We start from the raw sequence: 26,137 nt of genomic DNA, 5'->3' as shown, positions 1-26,137 counted from the left end.
CCACGGATGACATTCGGGTTTTGTGAACATGAGTGATAACACTGTTACTCCAGCCGCTGGCGCAGTGCCGGCCAAAGCGTCTCTGCATTGGCCGACGCTGCTGATCGGGTTATGCCTGGTCGCGGTCGTTGCCGGCGGGATGGGGTGGTTCATGCACAAGCCCAAGGCCCCGGCGCCTGCGTTGGCCAGTGACAAACTGGGCATGGGCCGCCCCGATGGCCTGCTGGAAACCCATTCCCTGAGCCAGTTGCCCAAGGACCTGCTGGCAGTGCCGTTCCTCAAGGAAACCCTGACCGAAGATTTCGTCTTCTATTACGAAACCCACGCCGACCGCCTGGGGTTGATCGGCAGCCTGCGGCGGATCATCTACGAACATGACCTGAAACTGCAGGACAGCTTGATCGAGCAGTTGTTCGATCAGCCTGCCGACGTAGCGTTGTGGCGCGGCGCGGATGGGCGGCTCAAGGATTTCCTGTTGGTGATGGATCGCGGCGGGCTGGCCAGGGTGCTGGAACCGCTGGCCAAAGTGGCGCTGGACGACTCGCAGCTGAGCAAGGTCGCAGAGGTAAAGGTCGGCAGCGACGACGTGGCGCTCTATCAACTCAATTACAACGCCAGCAAGGCGCTGCTGTTCGCATCCCATGGCGACAAGCTGGTGGTGCTGTCCAATCCGGTGAAACTCTACGATCCACAAAACGGTGCAACGCAAGAACCGGGCGGCGTGTCGACCACGGCCATTGCCGCGTTGCTCAACGGCGAAAAATTGTTTCCCGAAGCCTTCGGCCTGCCGCCTCGTCTGCCGGAGGTGAAGCAGCGCCTGTCGGTGAATGCCAGCGTGCTGGCCATGGGTTACCAGCGTTTTATCCCGAACTTCGCCGGGCTGCGTTTCGATATGGATGACAAGGGCTGGCACAGCTTCCTGGCCATGGATGAACTGGAAAATCAGCCGGACTTCGATTTCAAGCCGATCTGGCAAGCCATGCCCATGGGGGCCAGTGCTTGCGTGGTGTTGCCGTTGGCGGCCGAACAACAGAAACCGCTGCTGGTGAAACTCGGTGCGCAGGAGCAAGTGGCCCAGGCGTTGACCGAGCACATGGCCGGCGCGGCGGGCCTGTGCTGGTATGCCGATTCACGCCTGTACACCCCCTTGCTGGTGGCCAGCCTGAACGATGACGACACCGGCAAGCTCGATGGGGATCTGGGCAGCCTGTTCGGCTCGATGGTCGGTGCCCACGAGGGCAACGTCGAGGAAGGTGCCTTCCCGGTGGTGGAAAACCAGGCAGGGCAGAGCCACCAGTGGCAACGCCAGGTCAGCTCCAATTTCGGTCCTTATGCGGCCAAGGAGGCGTCAGACCCTGACGCCATCACCGGCAAGGCGTTCATGAAGGTCAGCCTCGCGCGCCATGGCTCGACGCTGCTGTTTTCCCTCGACGACAAGCTGGTGGACAAGGCCCTCGGCACCCTCGACAAGCGCTTCCCACCGATGGCCGACGTGGTGCCCAAAGACCTGCTGATGCCGATTTATTTCGGCCCCGATTCCATGGCGCAACTGATGCAGCAGGAAACCCTCGACAGCCTGCCCCAGGACATGGAGCCGGTGTTCTACAACGTCGCGCAAACCTATCTGATCCCGAAACTGCGCAAGCTTGGCGGTTACGGCATATACGCCCTGACCTTGCCCGAAGGCACCGAGCCAGACGGCCACTGGCAGTGGCTGCCGCTGGAGTGGAAAGCGCTGTGACGGCATTGATCCGCAGTCTTGGCCTGCTGGCGCTGTTGCTGAGCGCGGGCGCCCGCGCTGTCGAGGCACCTTCGCTCGACCCACAGCAATCCCAGGTGTTCCGCGCCTGGTTCGTGCGCATCGCCCAAGAGCAACTGAGCCAGGGCCCGAGCCCGCGCTGGTATCAGCAGGACTGCGCGGGACTGGTGCGTTTCGCCGCCAACGAAGCGCTGAAAGTCCATGACGACAAATGGCTGCGCAGCAATGGCCTGACCAATCGTTACCTGCCGCCGGAGCTGCAATTGAGCGATGCCCAGCGTGGTCTCGCCCGGCAATGGCAGCAGGGCGCAGGCAAGGTCGGGCCGTACGTCAACGCAATCAAATTGATCCAGTTCAACAGCCACCTGGTCAGTCGCGATGTGTCTCAAGCACGCCCTGGCGACCTGATGTTTTTCGATCAGGGCGACGACCAGCACCTGATGATCTGGATGGGCCGTTACATCGCTTACCACACCGGCACCAACACCCCCACCGACAACGGCATGCGTTCGGCAAGCCTGCAGCAACTCATGACATGGAAGGACACCCGATGGATACCCGACGCAGCCAACCCCAACTTCATCGGCGTCTATCGACTGAATTTTCTCTCCCAATGACCGGTGCCCGCATGCTGCGTTTTCTGTCTCTGCTGTTGTTGCTGGTGCTGCCATTTTCAGTGGTCAACGCCGAAGACACGGTCGCACCGAGCGGCTATACGCCGGTAGCCGGCGAGAGTTTTTTCCTGCTGGCCGACAGCAGTTTTGCCAGCGATGAACAGGCGATGGTCCGACTCGAAGCGCCGGGCCGCGACTATCGCCGGTTTCGCATGGAACCCTACGGCGGCGCCGACATCCGCGTGTACCGCATCGACAAACCGCTGGATTTTCTCAAGCGCCAGAAGAACCTGCATCGGGTGGTCAGCGATGGCCAGTTCAAGGGTGAAGGCCTGTCCAACACGCTCGCGTACCTGTGGGACAACTGGTACCGCAAATCCCGTCGGGTGATGCAGCGGGCGTTTTCCTACGAGTCGCGTAAACAAGTCACCGAGGAAGTGCCGGAACTGAAGATGGGCAATGCGATGGCCGCGCCAACGCCTTACGATGCGCAGCCGCAATTCGCGCTGATACCGGGTTTGCCGGTGGTCAGCCAGTTCCGCTATCCGTTGTGGCAGGCCAAGCCGATCCAGCCACCTGCCGGGGTGAACCTGGCCGGGTCTTCCAGTGAGTTCGTCAGCGTCGCGCCGGGCAACGTGTACATCCCGTTGGGCAATCTCAAACCGGGTCTGTATCTGGTGGAAGCGCTGATCGGCAAGTACCGCGCGACCACCATGGTGTTCGTCTCCAACACCGTGGCGGTGAGCAAGATCGCCGGTGACGAATTGCTGGTGTGGGCCGCGCGCAAACACGAAGGCAGTTCGGTGCCGAAGGTCAATGTGCTGTGGACCGATGGCCTCGGCGTGATGAGCAGCGGCGCTACCGATACCGACGGTTTGCTGCGCCTGAAACACGTCAGCCCCGAGCGTTCGTTCGTGATCGGCGAGGACGAAGAGGGCGGGGTGTTCGTCTCCGAGAATTTCTACTACGACAGTGAAATCTACGACACCAAACTCTATGCCTTCACCGACCGGCCGCTGTATCGACCGGGGGATTGGGTGTCGCTGAAAATCGTCGGCCGTGAGTTCAAGAATGCCCGGGACTCGGTGCAACCAGGTGCAGCCGATGTCAACGTGACCGTGCTGGATGCGACCGGTACGGTGCTGCAATCCCTCGATCTGAAACTCGATTCCAAGGCTGGCACCCAGGGCCGATTCCAGCTGCCCGATAACGCCGTGGCCGGTGGATATGAACTGCGTTTCAACTACAAGGATCAGGCCTACAGCAGCGCCTTCCGGGTGGCTGAGTACATCAAGCCGCACTTCGAGATTTCGCTCAATCTGGCCAAGCAGGATTACCGCACCGGCGAACCGGTCAAGGGCAACCTTGTGCTGCTGTACCCGGACGGCAAGCCGGTGGCCAATGCGAAGTTGAGCCTGAGCCTGCGCGCCCAACAACTGTCGATGGTCGACAACGAACTGCAATACCTCGGGCAATTTCCGGTGGAGCTGACCAGCACCGAATTGACCACCGATGCCAAGGGCAATGCGTCCCTTGACTTGCCGGCAGCGGACAAGCCGAGTCGCTACATGCTCACGGTGTTTGCCAGCGACGGTGCGGCGTATCGCGTGAAAACCACCAAGGAAATCCTCATCGACCGTGGCGCAGCGAATTTCCGCTTGGGCGCGCCTCAACGCTTCAGTGCGGTGGGTGACAAGGTTGCCTTCAGCTACACCCGCGAGGGCGAGCAGGCCCAAGCCGTTTCACCCGGCAGTTACGCCTGGGTACGCCTGGAAGACCAGAGCACCGGCGAAGGCAAGCTCGCGGCAACCGACAAGGGCTTCACCCTGGCCTTCGACCGGCCGGGCACCTACAACCTGACGCTCAAGGATGATCATGGCCGGGTGGTCGGCGCCACCGGCCATTCGGTAACCGGTGAAGGTGTCAAAGCCGTACCCGGTACCGTGGAAATCGTCCTCGACAAACCCGAGTACATTGCTGGCGATGAAGCGCTGGCGCTGATCACTTTCCCGGAACCCGTGAGCGATGCGCTGCTGTCCCTGGAGCGCGACAAGGTCGAAGCGACTGCGCTGCTGTCCAGGGGCGCCGACTGGCTGAAAATGGAAAAGCTCAGCGATACCCAGTACCGCGCGCGCATCCCGGTGAAGGACGGTTTCGCGCCGAACCTGACCTTCTCGGTGCTGTACACCAAGGGCGGCCAATACAGTTTCCAGAACGCCGGCATCAAGGTAGTCACGCCACAGATCGACGTGGTGATCGCCACCGACAAAGAAAACTATCAACCGGGTGAAACCGTCTCGGTGGACCTGACCACCCGGTTCGTCGGCAAAGCGATTCCCGCGCACCTGACGGTCAGCGTGGTCGATGAAATGGTCTACGTGCTGCAACCGGAAGTCGCGCCAAGCATCGACCAGTTTTTCTATCACCCACGGCGCAACAACGTGCGCACCAGCGCCAGTTTGTCGTTCATCAGTTATGACGTCGCCTTGCCAGGCAGCCCCGGTGCACCGGGCAAGGCCAATCGCAGTGAACGCGGGGTGAAGGTGCTGGAGCGGCCGCGTCGCGAGGATGTCGACACGGCAGCCTGGCAACCGGAATTGCTGACCGATGCCAACGGCAAAACCCGCTTCACCTTCAAGATGCCGGACTCCCTGACCCGCTGGCGCATCACCGCCAGGGCCATCGCCGATGACGGTCAGGTCGGGCAGAAGAAGCAATTCGTACGCTCGGAAAAACCGCTGTACCTGAAGTGGAGCGGTCCGACTCGATTCCGCGCTGGCGACAAACCGGACCTCGGCGTGTTCGCTTTCAACCAGGCCGAGAAACCGCTCAAGGCCGAACTGGTGACCCATTACGCCGGCAACGAACAGCGCGTACCTGTGACCCTGAACAGCGGCATCAACTACATTCCGTTGCCGACCTTTGAACTGGCCAATGGCGAGTGGAGCGCCGAACTGGTGCAGGATGGCAAAGCCGCTGATGCCCTGGCGATGCGCCTGAGCGCGACCGGTGAAGGCTGGCAGGTAACTCAAACCCAGAGCCTAGATGTGGTTGAGGGCGATACGCCGCTGACGTTGCCAACAGACGCCAGTGATATCCGCCTGCGTCTGGACGACAGTCCGCAAGCGTTGTTCCGTTCGGCTCTCGACGATCTGCTGAGCTACCCCTACGGTGGCGTCGAACAGACCGCCAGCCGCCTGCTGCCGTTGAGCATTGCCTACCCGACGCTGGCGGCGAATCCGCAGATCCGCGATCGCCTGCGCCTGATCATGCAAAACAGTCGCCTGCGCCTGGTGCAAATGGCCGGTCCTTCGGCGAGTTTCACCTGGTGGGGCATGGACGGCGAGCCGGATGCGTTTCTCACCGCCTACGCCTATTACGCCGACTGGCACGCCAGCCAGGTGCTGGAACTGAGCCTGCCGCCGGAGCATTGGCAGCGGGTGCTGGAGGTCTACGCCAAGCAGGCGAAGAACACGCCGCTGCTGCAGCGGGCGCTGATCCTGTCGTTCGCCAGGCAGATGCAGTTGCCGGTCAACACCTTGCTCAGCGGCTTGATGGACGACCTGGCGAAAGCGGGCGAGGGCACGGCGGCGAACCTGATGGAGGACGGCGAAGACAGCCTGGTCATGAGCGATCCGGATTCAGCCTTGGGGCTGGCGGCCGCACGCGTGCTGACGGCATCGCTGGCCAGGCAGGCGAAGGTCGCGTTACCGGACGCGTTCAATCGGCAACTGAGCGATGCGCAGCAGCGCCTGGCGGTCAGTTCCCAGCCGTTTGCCGAAGCGCTGAACCTGTCGCTGCAACCCTTCGATCAGGCTCACGCCCAGGCCTTGCTGCAACGTCTGTTGCCGCAGCAATCGACCCTCGAGCGTGCATTGGCATTGACCTGGCTGCAACGCAGTATCGAGCAGGCATCGCCCACCATTGCATTGGCGCCGGGTGAAGGCTGGAAGAAGCAGTACGGGGTGTCTGGTGAGATGTACTGGACGTGGCAGGGGCCTGCGCCAGTGCCGGCGGTATTGACCCTGGCCGGTGCGCAAGAGCGTCCGCTGCGCGCGGCATTGAGCTATCGCAGCCAGCAGCCGGCGGTCGATCCGATGGCTGTGACCATCACCCGTCGCCTGTCGCGACTGGTGCCGGGGGACGAGGCCTTCACCTTCAAACTCGAAGCGGTCGGCAACGCCCCGTTGTCCAGCGACAACCTCTATCTCGATGAAGTGATCGTCACCAGCAAAGCCACCAAACCGTTGCGCTACGGCCTGCTGGAAGTGCCGTTGCCACCGGGCGCCGATGTCGAGCGCACGACCTGGGGCATCAAGCTCATGGGCAAGGACGGTACCGAGCCGACGGCGCTGGAGAAGGCGCGGTTCGAACCGGGGCAAATGGCTTACGCCATTCCGGTCGATGCCTTGAGTGGCGAATTGCGCTTGCGGCACTTGGTGCGTTTCTCGCAGAAGGGCCAGTTCAACTTGCCGCCGGTGCGTTTCACTCAGGTCTATGCGCCGCAACATCAGGCCATGGAGCAAAAGGCAGCCCTCGGCCAGGTCACGGTTCACTGACGTGCACAGGCTGCTGATGGGTTGGCTGCTGTGTTTGCTCCCTGCGCTGGCGACAGCGCAGGACGAGCCTTTGCGCCTGGCCTTCAAGGGCGATTTGTTGTCCCTGAGTCGAACACAGGTGATCGCCCGCGAGCCGTTGCCGCAGACCTTGCAGACGCCGCTGGGCAGTGTGTGGAAGATATTCGTCTACGCCTGGCTGGTGGACACCGGCGCCCGAGAGCCGGCGTATGAATGTCGTGGCCAATCGAAGGAAGAGGTGTATTGCTGCACGGCGGGCGGCAGGATCGAACGTGATCAGGCGTTGGTGAAGTCATGCGGTCTGTATTTCGAACCCACGCGACTGGGCATCAGTGATGGCGACTGGCGAGCCTATTGGCAGACGCGGCAGGCGCCGCCATGGTTGCTGGATTTACCTTCGTTGCAACCGGCTACGCGGGTTTCGGTAGCAGAGCTGTTGAAGGTGCTGGCGGTGCTGCCGGCACAGGATCAAGCCCGGCGTGTGTTACTCGATGTGGTGCTCAATGCCGCCGACGGCCATGTCGTCGGCGAGCTCGGCAGCCGCCTGCGGGTGAAGACCTGGAGCTGGCTGGCGGATCAGGATGCAACATCGCGTCAGGGCGGGTTTGCCGGTTGGACGGCGGACGGTACACCGGTCTGGGCCGGCGGGCGTGGCACCAGTCAGCGGGTACTAAGTGATTACGCGCAAGCAATGTCGACGGTGCTTCCTGTTGCATGGCCTGTGGAGGCGGGGAGGTGCGTAGAAGTCGATCTGTTCTCGCGCTATCCGCTTCGGCGCGTGCTGTCAGGGGGCGCGGCGGTGACTTCCGGAGCATTGCAGGGTGACTATCGTGTTGAATTCGCCAACGGCAATGCGCTGGATATCCACAGCGACGGCGAACTGTTTCTGCTCAACGACAAGCTCGTCGCCCGGCTGGATCGCGAAGAATACGTCGCCCGGGTTCTCCAGCGCGAAGCCAGCGCCGAACCGGTCGAAGCCGCCAAAGCCCTGGCCGTGGCCATTCGTACATACCTGCTGCAAAACGCCACGCGCAGTGGCGATTGCCTGAGCATCGACGACAGCAGCAACCGTCAGCGCGTCGCACCGCGTCCGGCGTCACCCGGGGCTCGCGACATCGCCGCGTGGACCAGCGACCTGGTCTTGGCCGGCAGTACCGTGACCTACCATTCCGATCAACCCGGCCCGGACAAACTGTCCTGGCAGCAAGCCGTCGAGCAGGCCCGCGCCGGCCAGCGTTACGACGCCATCCTGCTGCACGCCTACCCGCGCGCCAGCCTCAGTCGCTGGGACAACCCGGTCGCGTCCTGCGAAGCGTTGCCCGCCGCACAAGACTGGCTGCACAAGCAACGGCGCGGCTGGCGCCCGCAGCTTGAAAGCGAAACCGGCTACAACGAAGTCAGCACCTTCGCCGTGTGCCGCCTGGCCTTCGGCCGCCCCTATGTCGACCGCGAACGCCAGCGCATCTATGTGCGCGGTGTGCTGACGCTGCAAGACCGCCTCGACCTGACCCACGAATACCTGCACCTGGCCTTCGAGGCACACCCCAACGGCCAGGATGAAACCTACATCGAAGGGCTCGCCCGCCACCTCTTGCTGGAATAGACCATGAAACTCCGTTATCCACAGGTCTTGCTGTTTTTCTGTTCGCTGATGGCGTTGCCATCGTTGATGGCGGCTGACAGCGTCAAACTCGACACCCCCGCAGGCGGCTGGCGCACCGGAGCATCCGAAGGTGAAGGGGAAAGTTTCCGGCAGGTCGTCAACTACCCGGCCTCGTCGGTGAATACTCCGGCAGGGCAGGCCAACACCGCTCGCATCAGTGGGCAGATCAAAGCCACGCCCAAATCCGCTGAGCCCGGTCGCTTGATCGTCAACGGCGTCAGCATGCCCCTGAAGATCGACCCAGCCGGCCGTTTCGATCGCCCGTTCTCATTCCCCAACGGCAGCAACAGCGTCGAAGTTCGCAGCCCGGATGGCCAACAACGTAAACGCACGCAGTTCCTCAACAGCAGCGGCGGCGCCACCCCGGCCAAATTGCGAGTATTGCTGGCGTGGGACAGCGACGGCACCGACCTCGACCTGCACCTGATCACTCCCGACGGTGCGCACATCTGGTACGGCGACCGCGTCGCCCCCAACGGCGCCGCGCTCGACGTCGACGTCACCACCGGCTATGGTCCGGAAATCTTCGCCATGCCCGCACCGATCAAGGGGCAGTATCTGGTTTATGTGAACTACTTCGGCGGTGGCTACAGCAGTGATGAAGAAGGGCAGGAAGACGCGGTCCAACCGCTGACCACCGCGCAGGTGACGGTGATTACCGAAGAAGGAACGCCGAGCGAGAAAATGGAGACGTTCCTGGTGCCGATGCGCGCGGTCGGGGAGTTGACGTTGGTGAAGTCGTTCAGTTATCCGTGAGGTTGAGGTACAACTTGCGCAGGGTTTGCACTCGATTGCGCCCGTGATCCTTGGCGCCATACAGGGCTTCATCGGCCTGTGAAAGCAGGCTCGAAAGGTCGTAGCCCGCCTCGCGGGTGGTGACGACGCCGATGCTGACACTGAGCATCCCCGGCTCCAGCATCGACAGCCGGGAAAACGCCTGGCGGATACGTTCGGCAACCTGAACCGCCTCCCGCTCATCCGCCCCTTTGAGCAGACAGGCAAACTCCTCTCCGCCGATGCGACCGAACACATCATGATGGCGCAGATTGCCCGTCAGAATCTGGCTGAACGCGATCAGCGCCTGATCCCCCGCTGGATGGCCGAAGCTATCGTTCAAGCGCTTGAAGTGATCCAGGTCGCACAACAGCAGGGCGACAGACTCCGTTCGGCGTTGGCTATCCGCCAGCAAACGCTCCCCGTGGGACATGAAGGCGCGCCGGTTACCGATCCCGGTGAGCGAATCACAGAATGCCGCCGCCTTGAATTTGAGCTCGGTGCGCTCCTTGACCATGGCCAGCGTCACATAAGCAATGCCTATGACATAGAGCATGGATTCGAACAGCATGAAGGAGAAAAACCGCACACCCTCGCCGACGCCCGACAGGGCCTGATCCAGCGGCAAGCTCTTGTCGATCACACTGCGCACGAGATAGAAAGCGGTATGCAACAGGGTCAGAACCAGCGCGGGCATGTACGCGACATCAAGGCTCTGACGGTTGCGCCAGAACTCCGAGGCTGTCAGCACGCCATAGCCGGCCGCCAGAAGGGAATACACCACGACGCGTACAGGCATGGCGTCATAGAACGCCGGAATCAGGCAGAGGATCAGCCAGATGCCTGCGCCGGCAACGATTCCCGGCACCGACGGCGCGCGCCCGACCAGTACGCGCATGGCCGTCCAGTTCATTGCGGCGCTCAGCAACAGGGCCACGTTGCCGAAAATCAGCGGGACAAAGTCGACCCCGCGCCCACGCCAGCTGACCAGCACCACACCCAGGGCGGCGAGCAACATCATGGCACCCAGATAAGCCAGCGGACGCTCACGGGTTTCACGCCACCAGGCATGACAGGTCAACAAACCCATCAGAATAAAAACGAAGACCGAGACTACCAGCAGGGTCGGGATGTGCAGATCCATTGCGAAGGTTCCCGTTGAGCTTGAAAGCGAAGTCCGACCGACAGAGCTTCTTCCGGGGTAAGGGTAGCGGTCTTTGGACGGGGTGGATTTAGCATCGGCCATTTTGGCTTGGCAAGTGTTCTCTGGGCGGGATGGAGGCTTGTTCGCGTTGTTTCATGCAGAAATACATCGTGAATGTTCCTGCGCCGGTATCAGGAGTAGTTAAAAGGGCCCTGCAACCGACATGGAAATGCCCTGACGTGAATGATCTTCGTAGCGATACCTCTCTCGATTCTGCTTTCAACGAAATCACCCAACTGATTGTGACTGCGCGACAACGCGCCATGCAGGCGGTCAACACCGAACTGATCGAGTTGCACTGGCAGGTAGGGGCCTACATCAGTCGAAAAATTGAAGCAGCGGAGTGGGGGGATGGGGTGGTGGCTCGATTGGCCACTCACCTCGCTCGTACTCAGCCCGGACTGAGGGGCTTCACCCGGCCTAATTTGTTTCGTATGCGTCAATTTTTCGAAGCGTACAGGCATGACGTAAAAGTCTCAGCACTGCTGAGACAATTGCCTTGGACACACAACATGATCATTCTCAACCAGAGCAAACACCCGGAGGAGCGTGAGTTTTACCTGCGCATGGCAATCCAGGAAAAATGGTCGAGCCGCGAACTGGAGCGTCAGTTCAAGGCGGCTCTGTTTGAACGTTCAGTGGTCAGCCCGGCAAAAGTGTCAGCACCGCTGAGACAAATTCATCCCCAGGCCCTGGACGTGTTCAAGGATGCCTATGTGGTCGAGTTTCTGGCTCTGGAGCGTGGCCATGCAGAGATGGATTTGCATGGTGGCCTGCTGCACAAGCTCAGGGATTTTCTGATCGAACTGGGCAGGGACTTCTGCTTTGTGGGTTCGCAATATCCGTTGCAGGTAGGTGGGCGGGACTTTGCGCTGGATCTGTTGTTCTTCCACCGTGGGCTGAACTGCCTGGTGGCAATCGAACTCAAGGTCGGGCGCTTCGAGCCGGAATACCTGGGGAAGATGGATTTTTACCTTGAAGCGTTGGACCGCAATGTCCGCAAGACACACGAAAACCCGGCGCTCGGGGTATTGCTGTGCGCGAGCAAAGAGGACGAAATCGTCGAGTACGCCCTGAACCGATCACTGTCGCCTGCCTTGATCGCGGAGTACCACACTCAGTTGCCGGACAAGAAGCTGTTGCAAGCCAAGCTCCAGGAGTTTTATGCGCTGAATGCGCAAGAGGCTGAGTGATTTTTTGAATCACTTTCTTTGAGGCATTAAAAAGCCGGCTTGTGGCCGGCTTCTCGGGGACTGGCTTGGATCATTTTTGGTAAACCGCGCCAGCCTTCAAAACGTACACCCGGATCTTGCGTCCGGCTGTGGGACCTGGGGAGAAAATCATCTGCCAGGTCAGTGCGATCAGAGCCGCGAGGCGGGTTGATGCGCAAATGTGGGGCGCAGCATACGCAGGTTTGACGCAAATTCCCAGCGGGAAGTGCCGCGCAGAGCCGCTCGGCCACTCGGGTGGGTGGCCGACGGGCATTCTGGAACGCTTAAAGAAACGGTACCGCCGGCCGCCGTTTGTTCAGGGTCGACCACCAGAACACCCAGCCCAGTACCCTGATGTTCTGCTCTTCGATTTGTGCGGCCCTGAAGATTTCATCCGGGTACTCGGCGCGGTTGTGGCTGCGCAGGCGCAGGGAGTTGCCCGGTAGTCGGTGCAGGTACTTGATGCGCAGCATGCCGTCATGTTCGATGGCGTAGATCTCGCCATCGACAATCTGGGTCAGGCCACGATCAATCGCCAGGGTCGAACCGTCTTCAATTTTCTCTCCCATGCTGTTGCCGCTCATGAGGGCACAAATGGCGTCAGCGTGGTTGATTTCCAGGGAGTCAAGGTGGCTGCGGGGCAGCCGGATGGATTGCTCGGCGTCTTGTATGACGTGGGTTTTGTTCGAGCCAGGGGTGGTGACAGCTTCCTTGTAGAGCGGCAGCTCTACGTCGACAGGCTCGATGACCGTGTAGACACCGCGGATGGTCTGGGCATCGAAGGTGTTGCCGGACTCGTCGAGCAGACGCAGGTGCTGGGCATCTTTCGAGCCTTCGCCGGTTTTCAGCCAGTTGCTGCTGACGGAGAGCTTTCTGGCGACCTCTTCCATGCAATGAGCGGGCACGCCGCGGGTGTACCAGTTATGTACATTTTGCGGAGCCGTATCCAGGAATTCGGCAAATCCGGTGGTCGTGATGCTCGCTGCTTCGAGGAGCGCCTTGAAGCGTGGGCCGCTAGTGTTCTTTTTCATGAACACGAGTCTACTGGCGGCTGGTAAGGGTTTGAATAAACGCCTCGTTCAAATTTCGAGGGAAATTTACGACGGGATGTAAGACGTTCCCGGGGAATTTTAAACGAGAAAAAACCGAGATTGAATTTGTTTAAACAGGATGTTTGGCGTGCGAATCAGGCGCCCACAAAAAACCCCGGATCAACCGGGGTTTTTCTTGCCGCTTGCAGCTAAAGGCTGCAGCCGGGCTTAGCCTTTGTAGGCCGCAACCGACTTGGTGATGGCGTCGCGAGCGGCGTCTGCGCCGGCCCAGCCTTCGATTTTCACCCATTTGCCTTTTTCGAGATCTTTGTAGTTCGCGAAGAAGTGCTCGATCTGCTGAATCAGCAGAGCTGGCAGGTCGGTGTATTCCTTCACATCGACGTACAGCTGGGACAGCTTGTCGTGTGGGACTGCGATGACTTTGGCATCGCCGCCGCCGTCGTCGGTCATGTTCAGGATGCCCACCGGACGGGCGCGGATCACCGAACCTGGAGCAACCGGGTAAGGGGTCACGACCAGCACGTCGAGGGGATCACCGTCATCAGCCAGGGTGTTCGGGATGTAACCGTAGTTGGCCGGGTAGAACATTGGGGTGGCCATGAAACGGTCAACGAACAGGCAATCGCTGTCTTTGTCGATTTCGTATTTGATCGGCGCGTGGTTGGCCGGAATCTCGATCGCGACGTAGATGTCGTTCGGCAGGTCTTTGCCAGCCGGAATCTTGCTGTAGCTCATTGGGCGTTGCCCCCGTTAGTTGACCAGAAACACTTGGCCGGATTGACCAAAAAGTGGCGGCGATTATAGGCATATTCCTGGGTCGACGCCATGTACCAGAAGTCGTATGGCGCTTACTGGTGTGCCTGATAGACAGGGTCATGCGCCTGAAGTTGCTTCAGCCTCGCCAGCGGGTCCTGGCGATAGAACAACTTCAACTGTTGATACACCTGTGGATAAGCTTCGTGCAGCAAATCCGGGGCACTGAAGAAGTATTCGCTGGTGACGGCGAAGAACTCGGCAGGGTTTTCGGCGGCATAGGGGTCGATGGCCGTTTCGGCATCGGGATTGCGTTCCAGTTGCCGGTCGAGGTCGTCGTAGGCCTCTTGCATGACGCTGGCCCAGTCACTGACGCGCATGTCCGGGTGCAACGGCGGCAGGCCGTTGGCGACGCCATTGAGCATGTCGAGTTTGTGTGCCAGTTCGTGGATCACCAGGTTATAGCCTTCCCAACCGCCACTGGCCATCACACCGGGCCAGGCGAGAATGATCGGGCCTTGTTGCCAGGCTTCACCGCTGTGTTCACCGTCCCATTCGTGCTCGACGCCGCTGGCATCGCGATGGCGCTGGGGGCTGAGGAAGTCGTCAGGGTAGAGAATGATTTCGTGGAAGCCCTGATACCAGTTCAGGTCGCCGAGGTTCAGCAACGGCAGTTGCGCCTGGGCAGCGAGCAGCAAGCGCTGCTCCTGATGCAGTTCGACGCCGGGCAGGGCGGTCAGGTGTTTGTCTTCAAGGAACAGTACGCAGGCTTCGCGCAGCCATTGGTCTTCGGCTGCACTGATGCCATCGAGAAAGCTCAGGTGATGGCGCACCCGTTGCCACATGTCATCGGCAATCGGGTGCTTCGCCAAGGTGCGCTGGCGACGCCAGGCGCCCAGGGACCACATCGCGTCAGCGCGATTCGGCTTTTGAGCTTGAACCGCCCAGGCGGCCACGCACCATGCCAATGATCATCGGCACCAGCGAGAGCAGGATGATGCCCACGATCAGCAGCGACAGGTTCTTCTTGATGAACGGCACATTGCCGAAGAAATAACCAAGCGTCACCAGGCCGCCGACCCACAGGATGGTACCCAGCACACTGAAGGCAAAGAAGCGCGGGTAGGGCATTTTCCCCACACCGGCGACGAAGGGCGCAAAGGTACGGATGATGGGCAGGAAGCGCGCCAGGGTCACGGTTTTGCCGCCATGCTTGTCGTAGAAGTCGTGGGTTTGTTGCAGGTAGTCGCGGCGGAAGATCTTCGAGTTCGGATTGCTGAACAGTTTTTCACCCGCCGTTCGTCCGATGATGTAGTTGGTACTGTCGCCCAGAATCGCCGCCAGCATCAGCAGGCCGCCGAGCAGTACCGGGTCCATGCCGCCACCGGCCGCCACGGCGCCGGCGATGAACAGCAGGGAATCGCCCGGCAGGAAGGGCATGACCACAAGGCCCGTTTCACAAAAGATAACCATGAACAGAATGGCGTAGATCCATGCCCCGTAGTTGGCTACAAGCATGTCGAGGTACACGTCCAGATGCAGGACGATGTCGATCGGGTTGAAATCCATGGATAGCACCTGTGGTGACGGCCCGACTCGGCAGGCCTGTGCGGATGACTTCGCGTAAGACTACGGATAGGGGTAGTTTTTCTTACAAGCCGGGAATATCGGGATTATACGAGGCGAGTGGTGAAAATCGCGTCGAGATTGTAGCGGGGAATGTCATCGCAGGGCTGATGTTTGATAACGATCAGGTGGGAGCGAGCCTGCTCGCGATGCCGTTGCCTCGTTGGACCAGTGTAATCCAGTCGATGCCATCGCGAGCAGGGTGCAGGTGATTCAGAGTTCGTCGCTGATCGGCAGCACGTAGTTCTTGAATTCGGTGTCTTCCTTGAATCCGATGGACTCGTAGGTTTTCTGCGCGACTTCATTGTTGCTGCTGGTGGAAACACGCATGCGTACGGCATTGGTTTCCTTGGCCATTTTTTTCGCGGTACGGATCAGGTTGTCGGCCACCAACTGGCGGCGCGCGTCTTCGGCGACATAAATGTCGTTGAGGATCCACACGCGCTTGAGTGACAACGAGGAGAAGCTCGGGTACAGCTGGCAAAAACCCATCAGTTTGTTGCTGTCGTCATCGGACAGCGCCAGGTAGATCACCGACTCCTTGCGACGCAGGCGTTTTTCGAGGAACGCTCGCGACGAGTCCGGATACGGCAGGGAGCCATAAAACTCGCGATATTTGACGAACAACGGGGTCAGCAGGTCCAGGTGTTCGAGGGTCGCTTGAGTAATCCGCATGGTAGGTCTCGTCTTCAAGTGGCTGTCTTGCATCTCTGACGGCGATGGGAAACCCTTGGCGGCCGTGCAACGATCCTGCCTGAAACTGGTACGAATGTGCAATGCGGAAGCGGTTCAGGCCTTCGGCGGGTCGAGCAGGAAATTGCTTTTCATGTCGGTTCCTGCGTCCGACTCCAATGTCTGAACCTGCGCTTCGTCCTTCAGATTGACCCCTGACAACTGCCGCCGGCAGGCTTCGCGCATCAAGTACAGCAAGCGGTGCGCCGCCATGCCGTAACTCAAGCCTTCGAGCCGCACGTTGGAGATGCAATTACGGTAAGCATCCGTAAGACCGACCTTGGGATTGTAGGTGAAATATAACCCCAGGCTGTCCGGGGAGCTGAGGCCGGGGCGTTCGCCGATGAGGATCACGGTCATTTTTGCACCCAGCAACTCACCGATTTCATCAGCGACCGCCACGCGCCCCTGTTCCACCAGTATCACCGGCGCTACCGTCCAGCCTTCGGCTGCAATCTGTTCATCCAGGCGTGCCAAAAAGGGCAGGGTATGGCGATGAACGGCCAATGCCGACAGGCCGTCGGCGATGACGATCGCCAGATCGACCCCGCCAGGGTGTGCCGAAGCGTATTCCCTTAGAGTCTTTGCCGACGCCTCACTCAACTTTCGCCCCAGGTCCGGGCGTTGCAGGTAGCTGTTGCGGTCGATCGCCGCGCTGTGCAGCAGAAGGCTTTCGCGCCCGCGCTCGGTCAGTTGTGAACCGAGTGCTGCATGATCGAACGGCAGGTGCACCGCATCCCGCGCCTGGGCGTGGGCGTATTGGAAGTCCAGTTGGGCGCGCGTGGGAATGCTGGTGCCGGTTCGGCCCAGGGCAATTCGCGCCGGTGTCAGTCGCCGTAGCTCCAGCCATGGGTTGTGCGGATCGAAGGGTAATTTATCCATGTCGTGATTCATCCCAATTGCGCCAGGGCCTGCCGAAAGGCCGGTGGCAGGCTGTCGCCGAAGAGAACCCGGCCGTCCGATTGAGTGAAGATGCCCATTTTCGCCAGCCACTGCTCGAACTCCGGCGCGGGCTTCAGCCCCAGTGTTTGCCTGGCGTAGAGCGCATCGTGGAACGAGGTGGTCTGGTAGTTGAGCATGATGTCGTCGGAACCCGGGATGCCCATGATGAAGTTGATCCCGGCGACGCCCAGCAAGGTCAGCAGGGTGTCCATATCGTCCTGGTCGGCTTCGGCATGGTTGGTGTAACAGATGTCGCAACCCATGGGCACACCGAGCAATTTGCCGCAGAAGTGGTCTTCCAGGCCGGCACGGATGATCTGCTTGCCGTTGTACAGGTATTCCGGGCCGATGAAGCCGACGACGGTGTTGACCAGGAACGGGTTGAAATGACGCGCAACGGCATAGGCGCGTGTTTCGCAGGTTTGTTGATCGACGCCATGGTGGGCGTTGGCCGACAGGGCGCTGCCCTGGCCGGTTTCGAAATACATGAGGTTGCGGCCCAGCGTGCCGCGATTCAGGCTCAAACCGGCCTCATGGCCTTCCTTCAAGAGACTCAGGTTTATACCGAAACTGGCATTGGCCGCTTCGGTGCCGGCGATCGACTGGAACACCAGGTCCAGCGGGACGCCGCGATTGACCGCTTCGATCGACGTGGTGACATGGGTCAGTACGCAAGCCTGGGTCGGGATCTCGTAGCGCTGGATGATCGCGTCGAGCATTTCCAGCATGGCGCAGATCGAGGCGATGCTGTCGGTGGCCGGGTTGATGCCGATCATGGCGTCGCCATTGCCATGCAGCAGGCCGTCGAGAATGCTCGCGGCGATGCCGGCCGGTTCGTCGGTGGGGTGATTCGGTTGCAGGCGGGTGGACAGTCGACCGCGCAGGCCCAGGGTGCCGCGAAACTGCGTGACCACGCGGATTTTCTGCGCCACCAGTACCAGGTCCTGCACGCGCATGATCTTCGAGACCGCGGCAACCATTTCCGGCGTCAGGCCGGGTGCGAGGGCGCGCAGGACCTGTTCGTCGGCGGCATCGCTGAGCAGCCAGTCACGAAAGCCGCCGACGGTGAGATGGCTGACGACCGCGAAGGCTTGTTTGTCGTGGGTATCGATGATCAGCCGGGTGACTTCATCGGATTCGTAGGGAATCAGTGCTTCCTGCAGGAAGTGGCTCAGCGGAGTGTCGGCCAACGCCATCTGTGCGGCCACCCGCTCGCCATCGTTGAGCGCGGCGACGCCAGCCAGGAAATCGCCGGAGCGCGCCGGACTGGCCTTGGCCATCACTTCCTTGAGGTTGTCGAAGCGGTAAGTCTGGGCGCCGACGGTATGGGCGAATGCGGCCATGGGGCGGTGTCCTCCTGTTATGTTCAAGTCTTCAATTCACGACTGCGTGCACCTTGATTAGGCAGGCACCGGCAAAAATCCCGGTGCCGGTGCATCTAGATACCTTCGAGCATAGCGTCCGCCGGTGCCTCGGACCGTTGCTTGGCGGTCAACTGGAAGTACAGGTAACCGGCAACCATGAAGCCGAGGAAAACCAGGCCGATCACGGTGTTGAACCACGCCATCGCCACCAGGCACACCACCGCCAGAAACAGCGCGATCCCCGGTACGATCGGATAACCGGGTGCGCGGAAGGTGCGTTCCAGGTTCGGTTCGGTTTTACGCAACTTGAACAGGCTCAGCATACTGATGATGTACATCACGATGGCACCGAATACCGACATGGTGATCATCGCCGCCGTCAGGGTCATGCCTTGTAGATTGACCAGGCCATCACTGTAGATGGCTGCAATGCCGATCACGCCACCCGCCAGGATCGCCCGGTGCGGCGTCTGGAAACGCGAGAGTTTGGCCAGGCCCTTGGGCAGGTAACCAGCGCGAGCCAGGGCGAAAAACTGCCGTGAGTAACCAAGAATGATCCCGTGGAAACTTGCCACCAGGCCGAACAGGCCGATCCATACCAGCATGTGCATCCAGGTCGAATTATTGCCAACCACGGCTTTCATCGCCTGGGGCAGTGGATCGTTGATGTTCGACAGCTGGCGCCAGTCGCCGACGCCGCCCGCCATGACCATCACACCGATGGCCAGGAACACCAGGGTCAGAATGCCGCTGACGTAAGCCCTGGGGATGGTGCGTTTCGGGTCCTTGGCTTCCTCGGCGGCCATGGCTGCACCTTCGATGGCGAGAAAGAACCAGATCGCGAAGGGAATAGCGGCGAAGATCCCGGGAATCGAGGCCATCGTGAACTCATTCTCGCCCGACCAGCCATTGAGCACGAAGTTGCTGAAGCTGAAGCCTGGCGCGACCACGCCCATGAACACCAGCAGTTCTGCGACCGCCAGCACGGTGACGACCAACTCGAAGGTGGCCGCGATGCTGACGCCGAGGATGTTCAGACCCATGAACACGAAATAGGCGCCAACGGCGGCGATCTTCGGGTCCAGTTCCGGGTATTGCACGTTGAGGTAGGCGCCGATGGCCATGGCGATGGCCGGCGGTGCGAAAACGAATTCGATCAGGGTGGCGATGCCGGCGATCAATCCGCCTTTTTCACCAAAGGCCCGGCGGCTGTAGGCAAACGGCCCGCCAGCGTGAGGAATCGCCGTCGTCAGTTCGGTGAAGCTGAAAATGAAGCAGGTGTACATCGTCGCCACCATTAACGCGGTGACGAGAAAACCCAGCGTGCCTGCGGTGCCCCAGCCGTAACTCCAGCCGAAGTACTCGCCGGAAATCACCAGGCCGACGGCAATGCCCCATAAATGCAGGGTGCCGAGTGTGGGTTTGAGCTGTGTGGAAGAAGTAGTCATAAGTCCTCTCTATTTTTTATTGTTCGATCTTTTGGACTTTCGGGTACGACGGGTTGGGTGCAAATCCTGAATGACGGGTACGCAAGGCCCGTGCCAGAGCGGCCAGCCTTTGGTGTTGTGTCATATAGGGCGCCATCGCCAGCAAGCCGGCTCCTACAGGTTTACGCGGTCTGTAGGAGCCGGCTTGCTGGCGAATAGCCGTTACGCGATTAGAAGAAGCCCAGCGGATTGATGTCGTAGCTCACCAGCAGGTTTTTGGTCTGCTGATAGTGGTCGAGCATCATCTTGTGGGTTTCACGGCCGACGCCGGACTTCTTGTACCCGCCGAACGCGGCGTGCGCCGGGTAAAGGTGGTAGCAGTTGGTCCACACACGACCGGCCTTGATGGCGCGGCCCATGCGGTAGGCGCGGTTGATGTCGCGGGTCCAGAGGCCGGCGCCGAGGCCGAACTCGGTGTCGTTGGCGATGGCCAGGGCTTCGGCTTCGTCCTTGAAGGTGGTGATGCTCACCACCGGGCCGAAGATTTCTTCCTGGAACACGCGCATTTTGTTGGTGCCCTTGAGCAGGGTCGGCTGGATGTAATAACCGCTCGCCAGGCTGCCCTCGAGTTTTTCCACCTTGCCGCCGGTCAGCAGCTCGGCGCCTTCGCCCTTGGCGATTTCCAGGTACGAAAGAATCTTGTCGAATTGCTGCTCGGACGCCTGGGCGCCGACCATGGTGTCGGTGTCCAGCGGGTCGCCACGTTTGATTTGCAGGACCTTCTTCATCACCACTTGCATGAATTCGTCGTAGATCGACTCCTGCACCAGGGCGCGGGACGGGCAGGTGCAGACTTCGCCCTGGTTGAAGAACGCCAGCACCAGGCCTTCGGCGGCTTTTTCGATGAAGGACGGTTCGGCCTTCATGATGTCTTCGAAGAAGATGTTCGGCGATTTGCCGCCCAGTTCCACGGTGGACGGGATGATGTTTTCCGCTGCGCATTTCATGATGTGCGAGCCGACCGGGGTCGAGCCGGTGAAGGCGATCTTGGCGATGCGCTTGCTGGTGGCCAGGGCTTCGCCGGCTTCGCGACCGAAGCCTTGCACGATGTTCAGCACGCCCGGTGGCAGCAGGTCGCCGATCAGTTCGACCAGCACCGTGATGCCCAGCGGGGTCTGCTCGGCGGGCTTGAGCACCACGCAGTTGCCGGCGGCCAGGGCCGGGGCGAGTTTCCAGGCGGCCATCAGGATCGGGAAGTTCCACGGGATGATCTGCCCGACCACGCCCAGCGGTTCATGGATGTGATAGGCCACGGTGTTGCCGTCGATTTCGGCAGCGCTGCCTTCCTGCGCGCGGATGCAACCGGCGAAGTAGCGGAAGTGGTCGGCGGCCAGCGGGATGTCGGCGTTGAGGGTTTCACGCACGGCTTTGCCGTTGTCCCAGGACTCGGTGATCGCCAGCAGTTCCAGGTTCTGTTCGATGCGGTCGGCGATTTTCAGCAGCACCAGCGAGCGCGCCTGGGCGGACGTGGCGCCCCAGGCATCGGCAGCCGCGTGGGCGGCGTCCAGGGCCTTGTCGATGTCTTCGGCCGTGGAGCGGGGGAATTCGGCAATCGGTTGGCCATTCACTGGCGAGGTATTGGTGAAGTACTGACCTTTGACAGGCGCGACGAACTCGCCGCCGATGTAGTTACCGTATTTGGCTTTAAACGAAACGATAGCGCCTTCAGTACCGGGGTGAGCGTAACGCATGGTGGTCTCTCCTTGCTTTTGTGCTTATAGGGAGTCGCGCATGTGCGCTTGCTATAAGCGTAGAGCAAGGGTCGGGCCAGTGCGTTGCAGCTCAGGCAAATCAAGGCCTTGCGCATTTTTTGTCGGACGGATGGAGGGCACCTGTGACGCTTTTGGTACAGCTTCAGTGACAATTTGTACCGTTTCTGGCACAGCCTGTGACCGGGTAGTCTTGCAGGCATTGCAATGCAGGCCGGGCTGGAGGATGCTCGGCATCACCTCATGCACGGGACGCCGAGCCCCGGGGAGAATAATAAGAAATGCACGACAACCATTTGAGTCGCCATGCCCAGCAGGTTCTGACCGTCACCCAAGGCAAGGCCCACCTGCATGGCCCTGGCAGCGACCCGTCCATCGCCCGCTCATGGCTGCGCTGCCTCGAGGACTATCACCTCGATCCGGCCCTGAGCATCGCGCCGACGGTGCTGGAACATGGCCGTGTCCTGGAAAGCCGCGAACGCTTGCAGCAAGTGCTGCACATCGCCGGCAATGAAATGACCAGCCTGCATCAACAACTTTCCGGCGCCGGCCACGCCGTGCTGCTGACCGACGCCCGTGGCGTGATCCTCAACTGCGTCACCGCCCCCACCGAACGGCAGATCTTCGAACGCGCCGGGCTCTGGCTCGGTGCCGACTGGAGCGAGGCCTGCGAAGGCACCAACGGCATCGGCACCTGCCTGGTGGAACGGCAGTCCCTGACCATCCATCAGGACGAACACTTTCGCGGCCGCCACACCGGCCTGACGTGCTCGGCGAGCCCGGTCTTCGATCCTCATGGCGAATTGCTGGCGGTGCTCGACGTGTCGTCGGCGCGGCGCGATGTTTCTCGGCAAAGTCAGTTCCATACCATGGCGCTGGTCAATCTGTCGGCGAAGATGATCGAAAGCTGTTACTTCCTGCGTTGCTTCGACAATCAATGGCTGCTGCGTTTCCACTTGCAGGCCGAGTCCGTCGGTTTGTTCAGCGAAGGGTTGCTGGCGTTCGACGGAGAAGGGCGCATTTGCGCGGTCAACCAGAGCGCGCTGAACCTGCTTGGGCACATTCGCGGCGGCTTGCTGGGTAAGCCGGTGGAAGCGTTTTTCGATTGCTCGCTCGATGAGTTGCTGGGGCGGGCCAGTAGCAACGCCGCGGCCAGTTGGCCCTTGCGTACCCGGGACGGTCGCAAGTTGTTCGCGGTGTTGCGCGGCGAGGCGCGGCGCTCGCTGCCGGTTCCGATGGAGCCTGCTCTCCCTGTTGCACCAGCAACGCGCCTGTCGGGCGTTTGTCTGGATGATGTGACGTTGCAGGCGGATTTTCGCAAGGCCTTGCGCGTCTACGAGCGCGACGTGCCGCTGCTGATCAATGGGGAAACCGGATCCGGCAAGGAGGCATTTGCCAAAGCGGTGCATCACGCCAGCCAGCGGGCGGATAGAGCGTTCGTCGCCCTCAATTGCGCGGCCATTCCCGAAAGCCTGATCGAAAGCGAGCTGTTCGGCTATCGCGGCGGCAGCTTTACCGGTGCGCGCAAGGAAGGCATGCGCGGCAAGTTGCAACAGGCCGACGGCGGGACGTTGTTCCTCGATGAAATCGGTGACATGCCGCTGGCACTGCAGACGCGATTGCTAAGGGTGCTGGAGGATCGGCAGGTGGTGCCGATCGGTGGCGAGCCGGAAGCGGTTAACGTGCGGATCATCAGCGCCACCCACCGCAAGTTGCTCGATCGCGTGGAGGATGGCAGCTTCCGTGAGGATTTGTATTACCGCCTCAACGGGCTGGAAGTCGCGCTGCCGGCACTGCGTGATCGCAGTGATAAATCGCAGTTGCTCGATTTTTTACTGGCCGAAGAGGCGCACGGAGAAACGGTGTTGCTCGACGGGCCGGCGCGGGAGGCTTTGTTGGGATTCGCCTGGCCGGGCAACGTACGGCAATTGCGCAATGTGCTGCGTACGTTGGCAGCATTGTGTGAGGACGGGCGGATCGGTCTGGAAGATTTGCCAGCGATGATCCGGCAGGCACGGCCGGTAGTGTCGACGATCGAGGAGGCTTCGGAGCATCCGCTTGAAGATGCCGAGCGGCTGGCGTTGCTCAACGCGCTGGAGCAAACGCGGTGGCACATGACGCATACGGCTGAGCACTTGGGGGTCAGTCGAAATACCCTCTATCGCAAGCTGCGTAAACACGGTATCGCCCGGTAACCGCGTCGCGCCTGATCGCGGGCAAGCCCGCTCCCACAGGAACTGCGCAGATTCTGTGGGAGCGGGCTTGCTCCGGGCGGCGTTGCGAGGATGGCGATCGTAAGTCGGAAACATCAGGTGCGATTTTCCCCTCCCTAAGCTAACCTGCGACCAAGTTTTACGAGGTCGACTATGCACATTCATATTCTTGGTATCTGCGGCACTTTCATGGGGTCAATGGCGGTTCTGGCCAAAGAGCTGGGCCATCACGTGACGGGCTCCGATGCCAACGTCTATCCGCCGATGAGCACTCAGTTGCAAGCCCAGGGCATTGAGCTGACACAAGGCTATGACCCGGCGCAACTCGATCCGGCCCCCGATCTGGTGGTGATCGGCAACGCCATGTCCCGGGGCAATCCGGCGGTGGAGTATGTGCTGAACAAAGGCCTGCCTTACGTCTCCGGACCGCAGTGGCTGGCCGATCACGTACTGCAGGGTCGCTGGGTGCTGGCGGTTGCCGGTACGCATGGCAAGACGACTACCAGCAGCATGCTGGCTTGGGTACTGGAGCATGCGGGCATGGCCCCGGGCTTCCTGATCGGCGGCGTGCCGCAGAACTTCTCGGTGTCGGCTCGCCTGGGTGATACGCCATTCTTCGTCATCGAGGCCGACGAGTACGACAGTGCCTTCTTCGACAAACGCTCGAAGTTCGTGCATTACCGCCCGCGCACGGCAATCCTGAACAACCTTGAGTTCGATCACGCGGACATCTTCCCCGATCTGCCGGCCATCGAGCGGCAGTTCCACCACTTGGTGCGGACCATCCCGAGCGAAGGCCTGGTGATTCATCCGACCACTGAGCCTGCGTTGCAGCGCGTTATCGAGATGGGCTGCTGGACGCCGGTGCAAACCACGGGTGCCGGCGGTCAGTGGCAGGTCAAGCTGCTCAGTGAAGATGGCTCGAAGTTCGAAGTGATGTTCGAAGGCGAAGCCCAGGGTGTGGTCGAGTGGGACATGACTGGCCAGCACAACGTCGCCAACGCCCTGGCGACGTTGGCTGCGGCACGCCACGTCGGTGTTGTGCCGTCGATGGGCATCGCTGCGTTGAGCGCCTTCAAAAGCGTTAAACGCCGGATGGAGAAGGTCGCTGAAGTTCGTGGCATCACCATTTACGACGACTTCGCTCACCACCCGACCGCCATCGCCACCACGCTGGATGGCCTGCGCAAACGGATTGCCGACGCGCCGTTGATCGCGATCATCGAGCCGCGTTCCAACTCCATGAAACTTGGCGCGCACCGTGACGGGTTACCGGAAAGCGTGGTCGATGCCGATCAGGTGATCTGGTACGCACCTGCCAACCTCGGCTGGGACCTGGCGGGCACGGCGGCGCTGTGCACTGTGCCGTCGATTGTCAGCGACTCCCTTGAGGGCATCATCGAACGCGTGAAAAGCCAGGCCCAACCCGGCACTCACGTGGTCATCATGAGCAACGGCGGCTTCGGCGGCCTGCACGGCAAGCTGGCCGAGGCGCTGAAATGAACAACGGCCCGGAACGCATTACCCTGGCCATGACCGGCGCTTCAGGCGCCCAGTACGGTTTGCGCCTGCTCGACTGCCTGGTGCGGGAAGATCGTGAAGTGCACTTCCTGATCTCCAGGGCCGCGCAGTTGGTAATGGCGACCGAAACAGACGTCACGCTGCCGTCCAAACCGCAGATGATGCAGGCCTTTCTCACCGAGTACACGGGTGCCGCCGCCGGGCAGATTCGGGTGTACGGCAGGGAAGACTGGATGTCGCCGGTGGCCTCGGGCTCCGGCGCGCCAGCGGCGATGGTGGTGGTGCCGTGCTCCACTGGCACGTTGTCCGCCATCGCCAGCGGCGCCTGCAACAACCTGATCGAGCGTGCCGCCGATGTGACGCTCAAAGAGCGTCGCCAACTGATTCTGGTGCCTCGCGAGGCGCCCTATTCGAGCATTCACCTGGAGCACATGCTCAAGTTGTCGAACATGGGCGTGACCATCCTGCCGGCATCACCGGGCTTTTATCATCAGCCGCAAACCATCGACGACCTGATCGATTTCGTCGTGGCGCGAATCCTTAATCTGCTGAGTATTCCTCAGGACATGCTGCCGCGTTGGGGCGAGCATCATCTGACCAGCGATGAATAAGCTGCTGGTGTTGGTGCTGGCGCTGCTATTGGCCGGGTGCGCCACCGCACGCACCCTCGATGCAGCCAAGCCGGGGGCACCGGTGGTGTACTCGGGGACTCGTCTGGATTTGTACGCGTTGAATGGCGGGTGCTGTGCCAAGGATCGTTTTGGCGCTGAAGCTCCGAGCTACCCGGGCGTCGATCTGCCGGCGAGTGCGTTGCTCGATACGCTGCTGTTGCCGCTGTCGTTGTTGACGGTGATCGGGGTGAGCTTTCAGGCTACGGGTGGGTTGTAGGAGAGGGTTGTGGCGAGGGGGCAAGCCCCCTCGCCACAGATCCGCGGT

At 60.9% G+C, this 26,137-nt stretch carries 20 protein-coding genes; 10 read left to right on the top strand and 10 right to left on the bottom strand.

All coding sequences use genetic code 11. The features are described from left to right. Nucleotides 1–28 precede the first annotated feature (28 nt). From AB4O16_RS13085 to AB4O16_RS13065, 5 genes are read left to right on the top strand one after another with little or no spacing between them, the layout of a single operon-like run. Nucleotides 29–1,741 carry a DUF2138 domain-containing protein gene (locus AB4O16_RS13085; protein WP_460157875.1) on the top strand — a complete coding sequence of 571 codons (1,713 nt, stop codon included), beginning with the start codon at nucleotides 29–31 and terminating at the stop codon, nucleotides 1,739–1,741. Continuing rightward, on the top strand, nucleotides 1,738–2,376 hold the full coding sequence (locus AB4O16_RS13080) for a DUF1175 domain-containing protein (RefSeq protein WP_460157874.1): 639 nt from the start codon (nucleotides 1,738–1,740) through the stop codon (nucleotides 2,374–2,376). The genes AB4O16_RS13085 and AB4O16_RS13080 overlap by 4 nt, the downstream gene beginning before the upstream one ends. Beyond that, a complete protein-coding gene (locus AB4O16_RS13075; protein WP_460157873.1) occupies nucleotides 2,373–6,932 on the top strand; it encodes an alpha-2-macroglobulin family protein in 4,560 nt (1,519 codons plus the stop codon). Before AB4O16_RS13080 ends, AB4O16_RS13075 begins: the two co-directional genes overlap by 4 nt. Before the next feature lie 16 nt (nucleotides 6,933–6,948). Beyond that, on the top strand, nucleotides 6,949–8,553 hold the full coding sequence (locus tag AB4O16_RS13070; protein ID WP_460158058.1) for a DUF2300 domain-containing protein: 1,605 nt from the start codon (nucleotides 6,949–6,951) through the stop codon (nucleotides 8,551–8,553). 3 nt (nucleotides 8,554–8,556) lie between these two features. Next, complete coding sequence (locus AB4O16_RS13065) at nucleotides 8,557–9,369, top strand: YfaP family protein (RefSeq protein WP_160390312.1); 813 nt, start codon at nucleotides 8,557–8,559, stop codon at nucleotides 9,367–9,369. Here AB4O16_RS13065 and AB4O16_RS13060 read toward each other — a convergent pair. Further along, nucleotides 9,356–10,531 (bottom strand): GGDEF domain-containing protein, encoded by a 1,176-nt coding sequence (locus AB4O16_RS13060; protein WP_160390311.1) that lies wholly within the window; start codon nucleotides 10,529–10,531, stop codon nucleotides 9,356–9,358. The genes AB4O16_RS13065 and AB4O16_RS13060 overlap by 14 nt on opposite strands. 239 nt (nucleotides 10,532–10,770) lie before the next feature. On the opposite strand from AB4O16_RS13060, the gene AB4O16_RS13055 reads away from it, so the two are divergent. Next, a complete protein-coding gene (locus AB4O16_RS13055) occupies nucleotides 10,771–11,784 on the top strand; it encodes a PDDEXK nuclease domain-containing protein (protein WP_160390310.1) in 1,014 nt (337 codons plus the stop codon). Between the two features lie 302 nt (nucleotides 11,785–12,086). On the opposite strand, the gene AB4O16_RS13050 is transcribed toward AB4O16_RS13055, so the two are convergent. The 9 genes from AB4O16_RS13050 to exaC all read right to left on the bottom strand — a co-directional run bounded on the left by AB4O16_RS13050 (nucleotide 12,087) and on the right by exaC (nucleotide 21,449). Next, nucleotides 12,087–12,833 carry a S24 family peptidase gene (locus tag AB4O16_RS13050; protein WP_460157872.1) on the bottom strand — a complete coding sequence of 249 codons (747 nt, stop codon included), beginning with the start codon at nucleotides 12,831–12,833 and terminating at the stop codon, nucleotides 12,087–12,089. Between the two features lie 228 nt (nucleotides 12,834–13,061). Further along, nucleotides 13,062–13,589 carry an inorganic diphosphatase gene (gene ppa, locus AB4O16_RS13045; protein ID WP_007894323.1) on the bottom strand — a complete coding sequence of 176 codons (528 nt, stop codon included), beginning with the start codon at nucleotides 13,587–13,589 and terminating at the stop codon, nucleotides 13,062–13,064. 113 nt (nucleotides 13,590–13,702) lie between these two features. Continuing rightward, nucleotides 13,703–14,515 (bottom strand): M90 family metallopeptidase, encoded by an 813-nt coding sequence (locus AB4O16_RS13040; RefSeq protein WP_460157871.1) that lies wholly within the window; start codon nucleotides 14,513–14,515, stop codon nucleotides 13,703–13,705. Nucleotides 14,516–14,519: 4 nt separating this feature from the next. Beyond that, on the bottom strand, nucleotides 14,520–15,176 hold the full coding sequence (locus AB4O16_RS13035) for a DedA family protein (protein WP_160390307.1): 657 nt from the start codon (nucleotides 15,174–15,176) through the stop codon (nucleotides 14,520–14,522). Between the two features lie 270 nt (nucleotides 15,177–15,446). Next, nucleotides 15,447–15,908 carry a GNAT family N-acetyltransferase gene (locus tag AB4O16_RS13030; protein ID WP_460157870.1) on the bottom strand — a complete coding sequence of 154 codons (462 nt, stop codon included), beginning with the start codon at nucleotides 15,906–15,908 and terminating at the stop codon, nucleotides 15,447–15,449. Nucleotides 15,909–16,022: 114 nt separating this feature from the next. Next, nucleotides 16,023–16,847, bottom strand: a complete 825-nt coding sequence (gene eutC / locus AB4O16_RS13025) for an ethanolamine ammonia-lyase subunit EutC (protein WP_460157869.1) — start codon at nucleotides 16,845–16,847, stop codon at nucleotides 16,023–16,025. 8 nt (nucleotides 16,848–16,855) lie between these two features. Beyond that, nucleotides 16,856–18,250, bottom strand: coding sequence for an ethanolamine ammonia-lyase subunit EutB (locus AB4O16_RS13020; RefSeq protein ID WP_160390305.1), 1,395 nt, complete (start codon nucleotides 18,248–18,250; stop codon nucleotides 16,856–16,858). Between the two features lie 95 nt (nucleotides 18,251–18,345). Beyond that, on the bottom strand, nucleotides 18,346–19,719 hold the full coding sequence (gene eat, locus AB4O16_RS13015) for an ethanolamine permease (protein WP_460157868.1): 1,374 nt from the start codon (nucleotides 19,717–19,719) through the stop codon (nucleotides 18,346–18,348). Between the two features lie 209 nt (nucleotides 19,720–19,928). Next, nucleotides 19,929–21,449 (bottom strand): acetaldehyde dehydrogenase ExaC, encoded by a 1,521-nt coding sequence (gene exaC, locus AB4O16_RS13010; protein WP_223542021.1) that lies wholly within the window; start codon nucleotides 21,447–21,449, stop codon nucleotides 19,929–19,931. 299 nt (nucleotides 21,450–21,748) lie between these two features. Here exaC and AB4O16_RS13005 point away from each other — a divergent pair, with 299 nt between their 5' ends. The 4 genes from AB4O16_RS13005 (at nucleotide 21,749) to AB4O16_RS12990 (ending at nucleotide 26,089) form a co-directional block, all read left to right on the top strand. Beyond that, nucleotides 21,749–23,662 carry a sigma-54-dependent Fis family transcriptional regulator gene (locus tag AB4O16_RS13005; RefSeq protein WP_460157867.1) on the top strand — a complete coding sequence of 638 codons (1,914 nt, stop codon included), beginning with the start codon at nucleotides 21,749–21,751 and terminating at the stop codon, nucleotides 23,660–23,662. 171 nt (nucleotides 23,663–23,833) lie between these two features. Further along, on the top strand, nucleotides 23,834–25,183 hold the full coding sequence (gene mpl, locus AB4O16_RS13000; protein ID WP_160385789.1) for a UDP-N-acetylmuramate:L-alanyl-gamma-D-glutamyl-meso-diaminopimelate ligase: 1,350 nt from the start codon (nucleotides 23,834–23,836) through the stop codon (nucleotides 25,181–25,183). Next, complete coding sequence (gene ubiX / locus AB4O16_RS12995; RefSeq protein ID WP_160385788.1) at nucleotides 25,180–25,812, top strand: flavin prenyltransferase UbiX; 633 nt, start codon at nucleotides 25,180–25,182, stop codon at nucleotides 25,810–25,812. The genes mpl and ubiX overlap by 4 nt, the downstream gene beginning before the upstream one ends. Continuing rightward, on the top strand, nucleotides 25,805–26,089 hold the full coding sequence (locus AB4O16_RS12990) for a YceK/YidQ family lipoprotein (RefSeq protein ID WP_160385787.1): 285 nt from the start codon (nucleotides 25,805–25,807) through the stop codon (nucleotides 26,087–26,089). Before ubiX ends, AB4O16_RS12990 begins: the two co-directional genes overlap by 8 nt. Nucleotides 26,090–26,137: the final 48 nt, after the last annotated feature.

Source organism: Pseudomonas sp. S2_H10 (genome assembly GCF_054668285.1).
This window is presented reverse-complemented; position numbering and strand designations above follow the sequence as displayed.

What these genes read in the sequence shown, in the direction of transcription:
- AB4O16_RS13040 (WP_460157871.1), bottom strand. Translation starts at nt 14,515, where the DNA reads ATGTGGTCCCTGGGCGCCTGGCGTCGCCAGCGCACCTTGGCGAAGCAC.
- AB4O16_RS13005 (WP_460157867.1), top strand. Translation starts at nt 21,749, where the DNA reads ATGCACGACAACCATTTGAGTCGCCATGCCCAGCAGGTTCTGACCGTC.
- AB4O16_RS13020 (WP_160390305.1), bottom strand. Translation starts at nt 18,250, where the DNA reads ATGGCCGCATTCGCCCATACCGTCGGCGCCCAGACTTACCGCTTCGAC.
- AB4O16_RS13065 (WP_160390312.1), top strand. Translation starts at nt 8,557, where the DNA reads ATGAAACTCCGTTATCCACAGGTCTTGCTGTTTTTCTGTTCGCTGATG.
- AB4O16_RS13075 (WP_460157873.1), top strand. Translation starts at nt 2,373, where the DNA reads ATGACCGGTGCCCGCATGCTGCGTTTTCTGTCTCTGCTGTTGTTGCTG.
- mpl (WP_160385789.1), top strand. Translation starts at nt 23,834, where the DNA reads ATGCACATTCATATTCTTGGTATCTGCGGCACTTTCATGGGGTCAATG.
- AB4O16_RS12990 (WP_160385787.1), top strand. Translation starts at nt 25,805, where the DNA reads ATGAATAAGCTGCTGGTGTTGGTGCTGGCGCTGCTATTGGCCGGGTGC.
- AB4O16_RS13035 (WP_160390307.1), bottom strand. Translation starts at nt 15,176, where the DNA reads ATGGATTTCAACCCGATCGACATCGTCCTGCATCTGGACGTGTACCTC.
- AB4O16_RS13085 (WP_460157875.1), top strand. Translation starts at nt 29, where the DNA reads ATGAGTGATAACACTGTTACTCCAGCCGCTGGCGCAGTGCCGGCCAAA.
- AB4O16_RS13060 (WP_160390311.1), bottom strand. Translation starts at nt 10,531, where the DNA reads ATGGATCTGCACATCCCGACCCTGCTGGTAGTCTCGGTCTTCGTTTTT.
- AB4O16_RS13030 (WP_460157870.1), bottom strand. Translation starts at nt 15,908, where the DNA reads ATGCGGATTACTCAAGCGACCCTCGAACACCTGGACCTGCTGACCCCG.
- AB4O16_RS13050 (WP_460157872.1), bottom strand. Translation starts at nt 12,833, where the DNA reads ATGAAAAAGAACACTAGCGGCCCACGCTTCAAGGCGCTCCTCGAAGCA.
- eutC (WP_460157869.1), bottom strand. Translation starts at nt 16,847, where the DNA reads ATGGATAAATTACCCTTCGATCCGCACAACCCATGGCTGGAGCTACGG.
- ubiX (WP_160385788.1), top strand. Translation starts at nt 25,180, where the DNA reads ATGAACAACGGCCCGGAACGCATTACCCTGGCCATGACCGGCGCTTCA.
- ppa (WP_007894323.1), bottom strand. Translation starts at nt 13,589, where the DNA reads ATGAGCTACAGCAAGATTCCGGCTGGCAAAGACCTGCCGAACGACATC.
- exaC (WP_223542021.1), bottom strand. Translation starts at nt 21,449, where the DNA reads ATGCGTTACGCTCACCCCGGTACTGAAGGCGCTATCGTTTCGTTTAAA.
- eat (WP_460157868.1), bottom strand. Translation starts at nt 19,719, where the DNA reads ATGACTACTTCTTCCACACAGCTCAAACCCACACTCGGCACCCTGCAT.
- AB4O16_RS13070 (WP_460158058.1), top strand. Translation starts at nt 6,949, where the DNA reads ATGGGTTGGCTGCTGTGTTTGCTCCCTGCGCTGGCGACAGCGCAGGAC.